This is a genomic window from Paenibacillus sp. Soil766, from assembly GCF_001428105.1.
Lineage (GTDB): Bacteria > Bacillota > Bacilli > Paenibacillales > NBRC-103111 > Paenibacillus_E.
The window spans coordinates 64,314-79,653 of sequence record NZ_LMSJ01000009.1 but is presented as its reverse complement, the minus strand read 5'-3'; the positions used below and the strand labels follow the sequence as shown (position 1 = coordinate 79,653).

General features: G+C 42.0%; 17 protein-coding genes. 5 read left to right on the top strand and 12 right to left on the bottom strand.

All coding sequences use genetic code 11. The annotated features are described in order from the left end of the window. Positions 1-5: 5 nt before the first annotated feature. Complete coding sequence (locus ASG89_RS07940; protein WP_057310061.1) at positions 6-875, bottom strand: metal ABC transporter permease; 870 nt, start codon at positions 873-875, stop codon at positions 6-8. Beyond that, entirely contained in the window at positions 821-1,528 is a 708-nt protein-coding gene (locus ASG89_RS07935; RefSeq protein WP_057310060.1) for a metal ABC transporter ATP-binding protein, read from the bottom strand. The genes ASG89_RS07940 and ASG89_RS07935 overlap by 55 nt, the downstream gene beginning before the upstream one ends. 267 nt (positions 1,529-1,795) lie before the next feature. Here ASG89_RS07935 and ASG89_RS07930 point away from each other — a divergent pair, with 267 nt between their 5' ends. Then, entirely contained in the window at positions 1,796-2,797 is a 1,002-nt protein-coding gene (locus tag ASG89_RS07930; protein WP_082592871.1) for a permease, read from the top strand. Between the two features lie 21 nt (positions 2,798-2,818). Then, positions 2,819-3,784, top strand: a complete 966-nt coding sequence (locus tag ASG89_RS07925; protein ID WP_057310059.1) for a TIGR03943 family putative permease subunit — start codon at positions 2,819-2,821, stop codon at positions 3,782-3,784. Positions 3,785-3,809: 25 nt separating this feature from the next. Here the strand turns inward: ASG89_RS07925 and ASG89_RS07920 are convergent, their stop codons facing one another. The 7 genes from ASG89_RS07920 to ASG89_RS07890 form a co-directional block, all read right to left on the bottom strand. After that, complete coding sequence (locus ASG89_RS07920; protein ID WP_057310058.1) at positions 3,810-4,520, bottom strand: AAA family ATPase; 711 nt, start codon at positions 4,518-4,520, stop codon at positions 3,810-3,812. Between the two features lie 187 nt (positions 4,521-4,707). Beyond that, on the bottom strand, positions 4,708-6,186 hold the full coding sequence (locus ASG89_RS07915; RefSeq protein WP_057310057.1) for an Lsa family ABC-F type ribosomal protection protein: 1,479 nt from the start codon (positions 6,184-6,186) through the stop codon (positions 4,708-4,710). 103 nt (positions 6,187-6,289) lie between these two features. Then, the gene (locus ASG89_RS07910) at positions 6,290-6,934 is read right to left on the bottom strand and encodes a peroxiredoxin-like family protein (RefSeq protein ID WP_057310056.1); all 645 of its coding nucleotides are present in this window, start codon (positions 6,932-6,934) and stop codon (positions 6,290-6,292) included. Between the two features lie 140 nt (positions 6,935-7,074). After that, complete coding sequence (locus tag ASG89_RS07905) at positions 7,075-7,785, bottom strand: DUF4386 domain-containing protein (RefSeq protein WP_057310055.1); 711 nt, start codon at positions 7,783-7,785, stop codon at positions 7,075-7,077. A gap of 54 nt (positions 7,786-7,839) precedes the next feature. Then, entirely contained in the window at positions 7,840-8,529 is a 690-nt protein-coding gene (locus tag ASG89_RS07900) for an ATP-binding cassette domain-containing protein (RefSeq protein ID WP_057310054.1), read from the bottom strand. A gap of 1 nt (position 8,530) precedes the next feature. After that, positions 8,531-8,908: a GntR family transcriptional regulator gene (locus ASG89_RS07895; protein ID WP_057310053.1), complete on the bottom strand. Its 378-nt coding sequence runs from the start codon at positions 8,906-8,908 to the stop codon at positions 8,531-8,533. 3 nt (positions 8,909-8,911) lie between these two features. After that, the gene (locus ASG89_RS07890; protein ID WP_057310052.1) at positions 8,912-9,652 is read right to left on the bottom strand and encodes a hypothetical protein; all 741 of its coding nucleotides are present in this window, start codon (positions 9,650-9,652) and stop codon (positions 8,912-8,914) included. A 174-nt stretch (positions 9,653-9,826) separates the two neighbouring features. Between ASG89_RS07890 and ASG89_RS07885 the strand changes: the two genes are divergently transcribed. Next, complete coding sequence (locus tag ASG89_RS07885; protein WP_057310051.1) at positions 9,827-10,849, top strand: ATP-binding cassette domain-containing protein; 1,023 nt, start codon at positions 9,827-9,829, stop codon at positions 10,847-10,849. Then, the gene (locus tag ASG89_RS07880) at positions 10,846-11,658 is read left to right on the top strand and encodes an ABC transporter permease (protein ID WP_057310050.1); all 813 of its coding nucleotides are present in this window, start codon (positions 10,846-10,848) and stop codon (positions 11,656-11,658) included. The genes ASG89_RS07885 and ASG89_RS07880 overlap by 4 nt, the downstream gene beginning before the upstream one ends. An 87-nt stretch (positions 11,659-11,745) precedes the next feature. Here ASG89_RS07880 and ASG89_RS07875 read toward each other — a convergent pair whose 3' ends face one another. Next, a complete protein-coding gene (locus ASG89_RS07875) occupies positions 11,746-12,714 on the bottom strand; it encodes an NAD(P)-dependent alcohol dehydrogenase (protein ID WP_057310049.1) in 969 nt (322 codons plus the stop codon). Between the two features lie 43 nt (positions 12,715-12,757). Beyond that, positions 12,758-14,056, bottom strand: coding sequence for a DUF4309 domain-containing protein (locus ASG89_RS07870; protein ID WP_057310048.1), 1,299 nt, complete (start codon positions 14,054-14,056; stop codon positions 12,758-12,760). Between the two features lie 289 nt (positions 14,057-14,345). Here ASG89_RS07870 and ASG89_RS07865 point away from each other — a divergent pair, with 289 nt between their 5' ends. Then, positions 14,346-14,750, top strand: a complete 405-nt coding sequence (locus ASG89_RS07865; protein ID WP_057310047.1) for a CBS domain-containing protein — start codon at positions 14,346-14,348, stop codon at positions 14,748-14,750. Positions 14,751-14,796: 46 nt separating this feature from the next. Here the strand turns inward: ASG89_RS07865 and ASG89_RS07860 are convergent, their stop codons facing one another. Continuing rightward, entirely contained in the window at positions 14,797-15,303 is a 507-nt protein-coding gene (locus tag ASG89_RS07860; RefSeq protein WP_057310046.1) for a hypothetical protein, read from the bottom strand. Positions 15,304-15,340: the final 37 nt, after the last annotated feature.

Sequence of the window (15,340 nt, the reverse complement as noted above, 5' to 3'; positions counted from 1 at the left end):
TCCTCCTAATTAGTTTGAAATACAGGCACGGGGACTCTATCTTCAACAATACTCTTATTCGTTGTTTTACGGATTCGCACCACAACCTTCTGGATACCTAAGCCTAAGATAAGAATGAACAATAGTAGGATCGCGATCGTTCCGCCTGGCGGTGTACTGAATGAATAGGATGCTGTAAGACCTGAAAACACACCTAGTAACCCCACTCCCATTGCAATCAAAAGAGAAGCTGTAAAACTGCGTGCAATGCGTATGGCTAAGGCAGCAGGAAGTACAATGAGCGATGAAACAAGCAATACCCCAACGATTGGCATAGCTGCTGAAACAATCATCCCTGTTAAGACGCTAAATCCAAGTGAAATCCATTTGACAGGAATGCCATTCGTTCTCGCAGTATCTTCATCGAAGCTGATTTGGTACAGTTGACGACGAAAGAGGTAGAAAAATAAGCCGCCGATAACTGCTACAATAAACATGAGCACAAGTTCTGTTTCGTTTACAGCCACAACAGACCCGAATAAATAAGAGGATAAACCCTTGTTCATGCTGGGACTTAAGCTCATGATAATAACGGCTGACGATAGACCCCCGATCATAATAATCGCGACTGAAATCTCACTAAAGGCTTTATACGACCGCCTGACGTATTCGACAAGGACAGCACCTAGCGTTGCTACGACAAAGCCGCCTATTGTTGGATGAATATGGAGATACGCACCACCAGCCACACCAGCTAACGAAACGTGTGAAAGCATATCGGCCATTAACGCTTGTCGGCGAAGCATCAGATACACACCTAGTAACGAAGCGATGATGGCTATTAGCCCACCGGCACAAAATGCCCGTTGCATGAAGTCGTAGTGCAGCATTTCCATCCCCCTTCCTCCTTTCTCTCTAGTGCAATGACTCTGTTAATGTAAGGAAGCACCTCTTCCAGATTATGTGTGACCATGACAACCGTTCTGCCCAGCGTCTTCACTTGAAGATGCATCAGTTGATAGAATCCTATACGGCTATCATAATCCATACCTGTTGTTGGCTCATCCAGTACAAGCAGATCTGGTTCTTGCGCTAGTGCTCGAGCTATACAAATCCGCTGCTTCTGACCACCGGATAACTCACCGATTCTCCGTTTGCGCATATCCCACATCCCCAGTTGTCGAAGGGATGTCTCGGTTACATCTTCATCATTCTTGCGTAGTTTGCTAAACAGAGGAACCCGGGAAAATCTACCTGAGCGAACAAACTCCAAGATGTTGCTTGGAAAACCACTATTGAAACCTGCGATCTGCTGGGATACGTAGCCTACTTGCAATTTCTCTCCTCTCGAATTCGTCTGTGATAAAAACGTATGACCATTCCATGGCACAATCAAACCCAGCATGAGTTTTAATAAGGTCGATTTTGCTGCGCCATTGGGTCCAATGACAGCAACGAATTCACCAGACTGGATGTCCACTTGTGCATCTTGAATACAGGGAGTATCCGCATACCCGAACTCCACCTGCTGCATAGAGGCAATTAACATTACTTCAACTCCCTCGAATTTTATGCGTAAATTTTACGAATATATCATAGAATGAATGGAAGCTCATTTACTAACTAGGAAAATTCACCATTATCAGCTCATTTGGCGACTTTTAATAGTAAAATTTACGCATTACAAAATGTAATATAACTTGCTTTTTCCATCCTGTCAATATCGTGCTTGCAAGAAATACCAAATTAGCTTATGATTTTAATCGTAAATATTACTTTTAAAATTTAACTATGTGGACACAAAGGAGTCTCCAACATGCTAAGTAATTCCTATCCTATTGCATTTCTAGACAACTTTTTTACAGTTGACCGCCTGCAATCTTTTAAAACAATTTTCATCAGCCTTATTCTTGAAGCATTACCGTTTATTTTACTTGGCGTACTGCTCTCGTCCTTGCTACAAACATTCGTGCCCGAGTCAACCATTCGCCGCTTCACACCTCGGAACCCCATTCTTGGTATATTATTTGCTTGTTTAATAGGAATTCTTTTCCCCATGTGTGAATGTGGTATGATTCCGATTGTTCGTAGACTGATCTTAAAAGGCATGCCCGTTTACATTGCCGTTGTCTTTATTGTCGCTGGCCCCATACTCAATCCAATTGTATTCGCGGCTACACTGATGGCGTTTCGCAATCACCCTTCCATCGCCTACTCCCGAATGGGACTTGCCTTCCTTGTAGTCATCATTATTGGTTTGATTCTCTATCGGCTAGTAAAGAAAAGTCCTTTAAGACTAGCTCCAAATCAGGAATCGAAAGTGCCTCTGCATGAGGTCCATCACCATCACCATCATCATCATCATCATCATCATCATCATGACCATGATCATCATCACAAACAAAATGGTAAACCCAGTAAAGTAATGACATTTTTCGTACATAGCTCAAGCGAGTTTTTTGAAATGGGTAAATTTCTTGTCTTTGGCGCACTACTCACTGCACTTATCCAAGTGTTCATGCAGCGCGAGAGCCTGCTTGCCATTGGGCAAGGCCCTCTTTCCTCTCACTTTTTCATGATGGGTTTGGCGTATATTCTTTCCATTTGTTCGACATCAGACGCATTCGTAGCTTCCTCATTCCAAACCTCATTTACATCCAGTTCATTGCTAACTTTCCTTGTCTTCGGTCCTATGTTGGATTTCAAAAGTACGCTAATGTTGCTTTCTGTGTTTAAAATCAGATTCGTCTTACTTCTGACATTATTAATCTCATGCACGGTGCTCCTTTGCTCATTGCTTTGGGAATACATTTTTTAACTAATTCTAGGAGGGATTCATGTGAATCACACGCGTAAATCCAGCTATCATCATTTTTTTCGTACACTGATTTTGCTTGGGTTCTCTAGCTATATTGTTGTCCTATCAAAATCAGATGCACTACAGTTATATATCGCCCCGCGTATGATGATTTACGTCAAAATAGCTTCCGTTGTCTTGTATATCATCGCATGTTTTCAAGGCTTCATGGCACTTCGATCCTATTGGAGAAAACCAGTAGCCTGTGACTGCCACCCGCAAGCTCCGCGATCCATCCTGCGAAATAGTGTGGCATATGGGATACTCGTTCTTCCACTGATGATCGGCTTTCTACTTCCAGATACTGCGTTAAATAGCTCCATGGTCGCTGCCAAAGGGATGAATCTTTCTGCTGCCACAACCAGTATGACAACTTCTCGTACCGAATCGTATAATATGCCTAGCATCCCTAAACCTGCCACTAGCAGTCAAACTTTGCGAGATAGTCAGCCTGAAGCTGCACAAACAGCTCAGCCAGAGTCTGAGATTGAGCAGCTATTTAAGTCCCCTGACGAGTGGAACGAAGACTTTGCCAAGATGGGCGTCATTCTTTATCAAAAGGATCGTATTCTCGTGCAGCCAGATATTTACATGGAGATCCTGTCGACGATAGATCTATTCCAGGATAACTTTATAGGTAAGGAAATAGAGTTAACAGGATTTGTGTATCGTGAAGAGGACAAAATGAGGACGGATCAAATCGTAGTTGGCCGATTCGCGGTTAGTTGCTGCTCAGCGGATGCTTCTCCATACGGGGTCTTGGTGGAGTTCCCTACAGCGACAAATTACCCGCAAGATATGTGGGTGAAAGTTACCGGAACCATTCAGAATGGTCATTACAATGGCAACGATATTTTCAAAATAGAAGCTGCTAAAATTGAGAAAATTGAGGCGCCAAGTTCGCCGTATGTCTATCCCAATTTCGAACCACTTACAATTCTCAAGTAGTTGAGCGACAATGAGCTGATCTTAATCAATCTTTGAACAGCTCATCTAGAATCATTTTTCTATTGTCAAGAAACCGTTTGGTGATCATATAGTGAAGCGTTTCCTCATATGGAATGTCACTTATGGGTTGATCATCGAAACTAAGAATCTCCGCATCTGGATATCCAAGCAATATCGGAGAATGCGTAGCGATAATGAACTGAGCTTCCTTCTCCAAATCTTTGATAACCCGCATTAAGGCCAACTGTCTTGCTGGAGATAAAGCTGCTTCTGGTTCATCTAATAGATAGATCGCCTTTTTCCCAAACCGATGCTTAAAAAGTGAGAGAAACGCTTCACCATGCGATTGCTCGTGTAACGAGCGGCCTCCGTAATAGGGGAGGCTTTCAGGCATCGTGTCTAAATAGCTAGCGAAGTTATAAAAGGTTTCTGCTCGCAGAAAAAAGCCATTCGTAATCTTCGGCATCCAAGACAGACGTAAATGCTCCCCCAGAGTGGAATGAGCTGCATCGACGTCATACACATTGTTTCTCCCACCACTCGCCGTGTTAAACCCGCATTGGTATGCGATGGCTTCAAGGATTGTTGATTTGCCTGAACCATTCTCTCCCACGAAAAAAGTAACATTCTTCTGAAACGAAATCGAAGTTAACGATTGGATGGCCGGTATGGAAAAAGGATACTTTCCAGGATCGAAATGCTCGTTCTTTTGAACTTCTAGTCTTCTCAAATACATGATATATCAACTCCCATTGAAATTTCAAAGTATACTTCTATTCTAAGGGTTTCTAGGTCGAAGTAAAGATTCACGGATATCTCAATGATTAACAACATTAAATATTAACCCCATTAAATATAAAAAAGCCTGATTTCTCAGGCCCTTCCACCATCTATTCGATGCATTTTTCCTAACCTTCATATCCTTAAAGTTCAATAATCTTCGTCGCAACATTGTCGCAAAATTCCCTATCGTGCTCTACAAATAGAAGTGTTGGTGCATGCTCAAGCAATAGCTCTTCGATCTGCATCCGTGAAATCACATCAATAAAGTTTAGCGGTTCATCCCAAATATGCAGATGTACTTTCTCGCTCAGACTTTTAGCAATCAGCACTTTCTTCTTCTGACCGCCGCTAAAGGAAGATATATCTTTTTCGAATTGAACCCTTGCGAAATCCAGCTTCCTCAAAATCGCCTTAAACAGACTCTCCTCAATCCCATTCTTCTTCGCGAAGTCCGTTAAATTACCATGTAAATGCGAGGTGTCCTGGGATACATAGGATATTTGAAGTTGGCTTCCCTTTCGGTAGATCCCTGTATAGTCGATGTGCTCCCCACAGAGCAGCTTGATTATACTTGATTTGCCTGAACCATTTTTACCTGACAGCGCAATCCGCTCACCTTGATCGATCGTAAAACTAACATCTTGGCATACTATTTTCTCACCATAATGGATCGAGACATGTTCAAGCGCAGCAAGTTGGTTTTTGTGGTAGGCGAGTTGGGTAATCTTGAGGTCTTCAGCACTTTCTATATTTTTGAGCAGCTTAGACCTTTCGTCGATGGCAGATTCTTGTCGTTGCTCAATGGATTTAGAGCGTTTCATCATTTTCGCAGCCTTATGGCCAATATACCCCTTATCTACCTTGGAGCCCGAATTTCGAGTCCCATTCTTCGTTTTCTCGACTTCATGAGACCAGTTGCTCGTTCGTTTAGCCGCATCGGATAATCGTTTGATATCTTTCCTCAGCTTCTCATTTTCTGCGAGCTCATAGTGATCTTGCCTTTGCTTATTTTCCCACCAATCCGAGAAATTACCCTTCTGAATCTCAATATTGGTCTTATTGATAGATAGGATGTGGTCGACACAGTTATCCAGAAATGATCTATCGTGAGACACTAAGATATACCCATTTTTCGTATTAAGGTACTCACTGACCAGCTTTCTTGCATTCATGTCGAGATGATTGGTGGGTTCATCAATTAACAAGAAGCTATTTTCCTTCAGAAACAAAGCAGCTAACAAGACTTTCGTTTGCTCACCGTTCGACAATGAATCAAAGGATCGATAAAGTACATCCTCAGTAACCCTAAGTAAAGTGAGCTCACGCATTAATTCCCAATGCTGATAATCTGGCACAATCGTATTGATGATATCAAGCGTTTGGTCTTCTTTGTTGTTAACATGAAAAGGGAAATATTCAAAGCTGACATTCGCAGAAATATGTCCGCTGTATTCGTACTTGCCAAGTAACAAGCTCAGAAAAGTTGTCTTCCCTCTTCCATTTCTACCTGTAAAGCCTAACTTCCAATCGGTATCAATTTGAAAATTGACGTCCTCAAAAATATTATCGTAGCTGCCATCGTAGGCAAACGTTAGGTTTGTAACATTAATTAATGACATGTTAGGATCCTCCTGTACCATGCGTGATGCATGAACTCATCATAGCATATTAGGATTTACCATTTCGAAGGAAAGGATAACTATAGATAAATTCTCCAGTCCATTATAGCTTCTTTAATTGAGAGATGAGCTCTTGCGGCTCCAAACGAGTCATGAAATCGGGGCTCACATGCGCGTAACGGACGACCCTCTCCCTATCTAACAAGAAGATGCCCGGAATCGGCAGGATCCACCGGTCGGTCTCATTGAACACAGCAAGATCTCTACCTAGAAAATGTTTGAATGTATGTTGAAGATAGTCTGGCATTTCAAACATTAGTTGATAACGATCCGCGACAAGACCATCTGGATCACTTAGTACCTGGAAAGTTAACTGTTCTTTCTCTTTCTGCGTTAGCGAATTGTCTGGACTTTGCGGTGAAATAGCCAACAGCTGGGCACCAAGCTCATGAATATCTGGCAGAATTTCCTGATACGCTCTTAACTGAATATTGCAAAATGGACACCAACTGCCGCGGTAAAAGGTGAGGACTACCGGACCTTTGGCCAGCTCATCGTATAGCGTTATTAACTCTCCGAGCGGATTGATTAAGTCGAAATTCGGAGCGGTGTCTCCTACTTGTAAACCGTTAACCCTTCCCTCTTGCAGCTGCTCTGCTATGTGACGAAAAATCTGTGTCTGTGCATCAACAGGTACCCTAGCTATAAATCCCGATTTAGCTTGTTCCAGCTGTTCTTTCAAAGACATCGTGCATCTCTCCTTTTTTTTGGGCATGGTTCTCTTCTGTAAATTGCATACTTACATGCTGTTAACGCAATAAAAGATACCGTATGGTATCTTTTATTGTAGCATATATCCAATTAATGACAAGGGGATAATCAGGAATGTTAGCTGTTTATAGTTATTTTTCCAGATGAAGTACTTGATGGAGCATCGAATCCTTTAACTAACAGCCACACCGCTAACGTCATTTCATATGCGGCTACAGGAATCGCTAAGATAGCCCCCCACGTTGAAAGCTGCGCGATGATACTGAACATTTCTAGCAAAGCAGCAATGAAAATAAGTGTTGCACCTGTAAGACCCATATAGGAAATAAATCGGGGAACTAGTTTGGTCTTATACAGTAAATAACTGCACATCATCGTATTAATGCCAAGCAGGAAATTTGGTCCAAGCAAAAAGGTCCAGTCATGTATCGCGATTAGAAGAGTGCCGGAAGTTCGAAACGAAGATTCATTCGGTGCGACTGTATTTACAAATTCCTGACTTAGCGTCAATAGGGATAAAACACTGATGATACCAATCATAATCACGATGGCTTCCAGGAAGCGGAAGCAGACATACCCAAGTGCAATGCTTTCATTATGTTTGCGGAGTATTGGAAACAACAGGATCGACGTCCCAATCGCGGAAACAACAAGTGTTAGCTCGAATATCGCACCTAGGATAATTTGATTTGCATGTTCTGCGCCTTGAATCAGATAATTAGCATCATTCAGAAGCGGATTGTACAAAATAAGACCAATGATGGAGGTTAGCGCCGCAACGATAAAAAGTATACCTACCTTGATTGCAGTTCTTCGATTTACATTCATTTGATTTTCACCTTTCGTGTATCAAGATTTGCTTACTGGTCGACTCAATTGCATTTAGACATACGCCTTTTTCATCCAATCCGTGATGCCAACACCTTCCGATTCATACAGCTCCTCTACATCGGCCATTCGAAGTATGGAACCCTCCTTGATCGCAATGAAGCTGTCGAGTAAGGATTCAATTTCCATAATCTCATGGCTCGTCATAATGAGTGACTGCGTTTCCAAATCCATATAGGAAATCATACCTTTCACGATTGCGTCTCGCACCATAGGGTCAAGTCCTGACAAGGGTTCATCCATCAGAATGTAGGGAACTTCTCTGGCTAGAGTAAGCATGATTTTTAAGCGTCCTCGATTTCCTTTCGATAGATTTTTGATTTTCATATGCGGTTCTAGCTTCATGAAACTCATAATTTCCTTTGCTTTGCCCATGTTAAAATCGGCAAACTGCGAAGCGTGAAATTCCATTGCTTCATCTACTGTGAAGAAAGAATAATATGCACCTAGCTCGGATAAATAGGAAACAAATTTGCTGATTCGACGGTTGGCTTTCTCCCCAAATACAGTGACATTCCCATTCGTGGGATGCGCTAATCCGGAAATAAGCTTTAATATCGTAGACTTTCCACTGCCATTCTCACCAACAATGCCAATAATTTTACCAATGGGAAGCGAAATTGAAAGGTTGGTGAGCACGGTCTGTTTAACATACTTTTTAGAAACATTCGTCAAATGAATCATCTTATTCATCTCCTTTATCAATTTTATTCAAATGGTCCTGAACACCCGAGATGATTTCATATGAGCTGTAGCCCATTTCTTGCATGACCTGGACAAAGGTTAGGATTTGTTCATTTTTCAAATTTTCCCGTTGTTGTGTTAGATGCCCCTCTTTCTCCGTAACAAAAGTGCCATGTCCTCTTCTCGTTTCCAAAATGCCTTCTCGCTCCAACTCGCTGTACGTACGTTGAATGGTGTTTGGATTTACGCTGTATTTTAACCCCATATCCCGTACAGAAGGCAGCCTCTCACCTGATTTCAATTCGTTACTTACAATCTGCCGTTTGATTCGATCAGCCAGTTGAAGATAAATTGGTTTTGAAGCATTAAATTCTTCCATTCCTTACACCTCAACTTTGTTGTCTATGATCCATGCTGTCAGTGCGAATAAGCCAATAATGATAAGGAAGCTATACACATATTCACCTGCATACGTTTGTATCGGCGATATATTAAATGAAGGAAAGTAATATGTGATGCCTCCCCATTTTGTCAAAACTTGATAGAGTGGGGTATTTTCAAATAGGGCATTTATCCAACTTGGTACGACAACAGCAGCAATAAGAAGGAACCAACTCCATCGCCCAATTTTATTTTTGAGGAAATGGAATAACGTCCAGAGCAGGATTATCCATACCCCAAATACGATAGAAATCAATATCGTATGAAGGGCGATGAGTATTCCTGAATTCCATGTATCCGTCCAATACGATTCAATTAAACTGAACTTAGGAATGATTAGTAAGCCAGACATCAGATATAACATCAATAATGAACAAACTATCATAATTAAACTATTAACAAGCTTACTAAGCATCAATATCGATGCAGGTCGCGGATTATGCAGCAACAAATGGAGCTGGTTGGCCTCTGTTTTCAAACTGATCAAAAGTGTGATCGGCATATATAAAACGTGAAAAATAACTGCCGCAACGAGGGGCAAGAAAATAAGTAAGCTATCATTTGCTATCATCCCCAGATATAACGTCAGCATTACAATGAGTGCATTCATTACAAGCCCTATAAAAAAAATGGACCTTGTTATTCTAAAATCTTTTAAAAATAATGCTGTCCAAGCTCTCATCCTGATCACTCCTTATTATCGTAAAAATGTCACGAAAATTGTATTAATGTTATAGTACACTAATTCATTAGAACATGTAAATAGTCAAAACAATAAAAATATACATTTGTTTACATTCAGTTTAAATATGTACGTTACAATCACCACATCAATTGTTGTCTAGGAGGAATTACTTTGGATTCTTTACAAAGAAAAGAAGCAGCGCAACAAGGCGAGTGGGCTGTACAGGCGAGTGGCCTTGTCAAAACTTTTGGAGAAAATCGCGCGGTAGATGGTGTCAATTTGAATGTGAAGGCTGGGTCAATTTACGGCGTTCTAGGTCCGAATGGAGCTGGGAAGACGACCACGATCAATATGTTGGCGACCCTTCTTAGACCTGATGCAGGTTCGGCCAAAATCTTTGGCTACGATGTCGTGAAAGAATCGCATATCGTCCGTCAATTGATCGGTGTGACCGGACAATTCGCATCAGTCGATGAAACATTAAGTGCAACAGAGAATTTAATTATTTTCTCTCGCCTTCTCGGGCTAAGCCGTAAAGAGGCTCGTCAAAAGTCAGACGAATTACTAGAAGAATTCGGTTTAACCGAAGCGGCTAAGCGCCCGTTGAAGAATTTCTCTGGCGGTATGCGACGCCGACTCGATCTCGCCGCGAGTCTTATCGCGCAGCCTCCACTCATCTTCTTGGACGAACCGACAACAGGGCTAGATCCTCGGACACGTTCTCAGATGTGGGACACCATCCGTCGACTGGTCGACACAGGATCAACGATATTGCTTACAACACAATACCTTGAAGAGGCCGACCAACTGGCTGACCGGATTGCAGTTATCGATCGTGGGCGCGTTGTCGCTGAGGGAACTGTAGATGAGCTTAAAGCTTCTGTCGGCACCTCATCCTTGCAGCTTAGTGTCACAAATCCGTTAGATATTGAACAAGCACGCAGAACCGTTGAGCAAGTACTGAAGGTAGTTTCAACTGTTGTTGGCGGTAAGATATCCGCTCCAATGGCGAATGCTGATCGTGTGACTGACTTGCTTATTTCCCTGCGCGAAGCAGGTATTCACTTGGCCGAGATGAGTGTACAAAAGCCAACGTTGGATGAAGTATTTTTAACCATTACAGGACATGGTGTACAAGAGAACGATGCTGAGATATCTACTGCAACAAGTCACAAACAGGAGGCAAGAGTATGAGTGCATCGATTAAACCCGTTTCCGAACGGCATTTGAAGAACCACACAAGCTTCCGTCAATCCGTACGTAATTCCTTGACAATGGGCTATAGAGGTCTGCTCAAGATCCGACGTACACCAGAGCAATTGTTTGACGTCACACTTCAACCGATTATCTTCACACTCATGTTCACTTACATTTTCGGTGGTGCCATCTCGGGAGACGTTATAAGTTATTTGCCAGTCATTATTCCAGGTATTCTTGTTCAAACCGTCATTACAACTTCCATTGTTACCGGTACCCAGTTGCGAGAGGATATGGATAAAGGCGTCTTCGACCGTTTCAAATCACTGCCAATCGCACGTATAGCGCCTCTTGCCGGAGCCTTAATGGCGGATACCATCCGCTATACCATTGCGACGGTACTTACGTTCTCCATGGGTTTCATCATGGGGTATCGACCTGAAGGTGGCTTGGCTAATGTAGCAATCGCTGCGCTGCTTGTCATTTTCTGCTCATGGGCGATCAGCTGGATTTTCGCTTTCTTCGGCGTCATTGCTCGCACAGCATCCAGTGTTCAGGGGATTTCGATGCTTGTCCTATTTCCACTTACGTTCCTATCTAACGCGTTCGTTCCTGTTGATACGATGCCTAACTGGCTTCAATGGTTTGTAAAAATAAACCCGATCTCACACCTCGTCTCAGCTGTTCGTCAGCTTGCAAATCAAGGTACGGTAGGCTGGGATCTCACGATTTCTCTCTTCGGAGCTATCGTCATTGTAGCTATATTTGCGCCTATTACGGTTATTGCTTATATGCGCCGTACGTAACATTCCACATAAATAGGCTGATCTCAAGTAGGGTTTCTACTAAGATCAGCCTTTTAAGTAATTAGATTAATAAGTACAATTACCCTGTTATTTTACACGAATCATAACTTTCCCGATGTGCTGCCCTTTTCCAAAATAACTAAAAGCTTCTGCAACATCATCTAACGGATATTGACGATCCCTCACTGGATTTAGTTTGCCGGACTCCCAAAGCGCCATCAATTCATTTTGATCTGCTTGGTTAGGCTTGTGCATTAAGAGCCCCATCTTCTTTTTACTGAATAAGGAAATCAATGGACTTAGAAACATTACCTGAAAAATTCGAGGCACCGTACCGCCAACCATTACATAATGACCATCTGGGTTTAAGGCTCGTTTGCAGTCGAATAGGGACCGATTACCAACGACATCTAGAATAAAGTCATATTTTTTTCCACTTTTGGTGAAATCATCTTTCGTATAATCCATAACAAAGTCCGCACCCAGCGCTTGGAGTTTGGGCAACTTTGTCGTACTGTCCACTGCAGTCACTTCTGCTCCATATAATTTGGCCAGTTGAATCGCAAATGTTCCAACACCGCCACCCGCACCATTGATTAACACCTTAGCGCCTTCTCGTAGTAGACCTTTGATCTGTAAACCCTGCAAGGCCAAGACAGCTGCCTGGGGAATAGCCGCGGCATCCTCAAAGGATATACGAGCTGGTTTCAGTGACAATGCCTTTTCTGATGCACACACATATTCTGCAAATCCGCCCCACCTACAGCCTGAAATGTCTCCGAATACTTCATCTCCCGGAACAAACTGCTTTACTCCTTTACCAACCGCTTCAACACGCCCTGCAATATCTGCTCCGAGAATGGCATATCTGGGCTTGAGAATGGCTCCTATTCGCACTAAGAACGGAGTGCCTCGCAATAGATCCCAATCCCATGAATTGATCGATGCCGCATGAACGTTAATCAATACTTCATGATCTTTAGGCTGCGGCTTTTCCACTTCTATACATGTTAGCTCATTCGGAGTACCGTATTTCGTGTAGATTACCGCCTTCATGTCTGCACCTCCTCTTATAATTCAACTCTTCATTTCAATCCAGCTATTCTTTCTTTTTTAACATCACGGATTCAACTTGCCCATCTTCGGTTGTAGCATTGACATACAAGTCATAATCACCAGCTTGGTACAATAAGCTCCAAACGCCATCTACCCCATTCACTTCACTTTTGGGGTTTCCTAATGACTTCTTGACTTGAGGCAAGGTATATGGCACGGAAGCTCCAAGAATACGAATGGCACCGAGCTTATGATCTGGCGACCAGAAAGTTAACTGATAATTATACCACCGCTGAAATTCCACTTGCCTAGAACCGATTTCATGAGGCTTCCCCCATTTTGCCCTCACTTCAGCCTCTGTGGCACCGATGCCATATTCAATTCCTCGAATTTTTCCCATCGCAGCTAGCTCCATGAATTTCTGATTCAACACAATAGCTTCCTTCAAATGTGAGATCGTTGTCTCATCTCCAGGTATAGGCTCCTTTCCATCCACAAGCGGAACATTGGAGTAGGTATTCTCAAAGGTAACGTCCCTAATACTTGGACCTTTTAATTCCAAAAATAGATAATCATTGATCAAATCCTTATTGCTATTCGCGGCATATTGATACGACTGATAAGAAATAAACACTTCACCTGCCGAATTCATGACTTCCTCCAACTCCACGGAATCCGAAAAAGACGAAGATGATTTAATCAATGCATACGTGCGATCACCAAAAGTGCGAAATTCTTTTTTCCACTCTGGCTGATTCAATAAAGCTTGTGCCCACTCTTTTACATCCTCAGGTGCTTCTGCGAGCGGAAGCGAGGTATAGATCTCATTAATTTGATCTTCTTGTGGCATATAATCCATAAAAGCACTTATGATCCAGATTCCATCGTGAGAATAATCTTTTTTCATATAGACCATATAGACTTGTTGATCGCTAGTAGTTATGAGTACAGAACGAGGATTTACGGATTTACCAATCGTTTGAAAGGATGTGATTTCCTGTTTTAGCCGTGACTGGACGAACTTTTGCAGAACCTTGCTGTATTCCTTATTTTCTTGATTAACTTGAAGCTCTTTTAGCTGATCTTCCGTATATTCGTAACCTTCTGTGCTATCATGAACTCTAGATAATATGCGCAATAGGGTATCTCTATCCTTTAGATTCGTACTGATCTTCGCAACACTTGGAGTTTGGTTACTTTCCCCTATAGGCGTCGGAGTCGATTCCATACTTAGCTCCGTTTCAGACTTAGTAGTGAGATTTGCGATTGAATAACCACATCCTAACCCTACGATTAACACACTTATAAGGATCACTACATATTTTTTTGTCATCAGATTCATTTCTCACTCCTCACGGTTACATTCATTCTAAGTCGCTACAAATAGCCATTTGCTCATCTCATCCCTCCAACTCATTCCTATTCAATTAGACGTGTGCAGCATGGGAATGTTCTGTGTGAAATGGATTATTTGGAAATTTATTTACATTTTCAATCGTTTCTAATGTTACGAAAAATCAACTTTTTTCAAATTTCCATTTATTACACTCGTCAATTGTGCACTCTTTAGGTCGGATTTATGTTTTAATTAAATAGTGAAACTAATTCGGGATGAAAAGGAGCGAAACAAAGTGGAAATTAAATCGTTTTTACTACCTAAAGACAAAGTATCTTATCTGACGACATCGGCCTCGATGAAAGAAGCGATAGAGCGACTGGAAGCCTGCCATTATACAGCGATTCCAATTATCGATGAGGAAGGGAAATATGTCGGCACTTTATCCGAAGGAGATTTATTATGGAAGCTGAAGTGCACGCCCGGCCTGTCCTTCGTTAACATGGATGAAGTGTCTGTAACCAACATTCGAAAACGAATTTATAACGAGTGCGTCGCCATCGATGCACATATGGAAGATATGTTAGCACTAGCTGCTGACCAGAACTTTGTTCCCGTTGTAGATAAGGATCGCGTTTTCCTTGGTATCATTCGACGCAAGGACATTATCGAATATTATACAAGAAATATTACGGATTAATCTGTTACATCAAAAAGCAGAGGATAAGAGTAGGGTTCTCCCTTTCCTATCCTCTGCTTTTTCTCTTCCCCCAAGGTTTAAACACCGATAGTAGATACATGGCGATTAATGAAAGTAATTGAAGTCCAATCCCTATAAATAACGATAGCATATTGGAAACATATGCTCCTTGATTCGCACTCTCTCCCCCAACTTCTGTCAACAATGATATGCCATTCAATGTCCAAATGTACATACCTATAGGCCCTACAATTACCGCGACAACGGTAAGCACTTCTTTGGCAATGATCCAATAATATTTTAGCAAACCCCAGTGAGTCCCGAGTGATAAAAGCACTCCTGTCACGATTGTCCCGATCACAGATGCTCGTACCGAGGTCTCAGCCAATACATGCATGGCTTTATAACATGAAAGTATTAACTTAGAATCACTGGTACTCGCGATTGTAAGACTCAAGATGAGAAATGTCACACTTGTACCTAACATAATCGCGGCAAATAAAATATGTAAGCTTAACATCCATTTTTTCTTTGTCATAGAAAAGTTTTTCATTATGTTAGAATCTCCTTGATATCTTCTTACCTCTAAG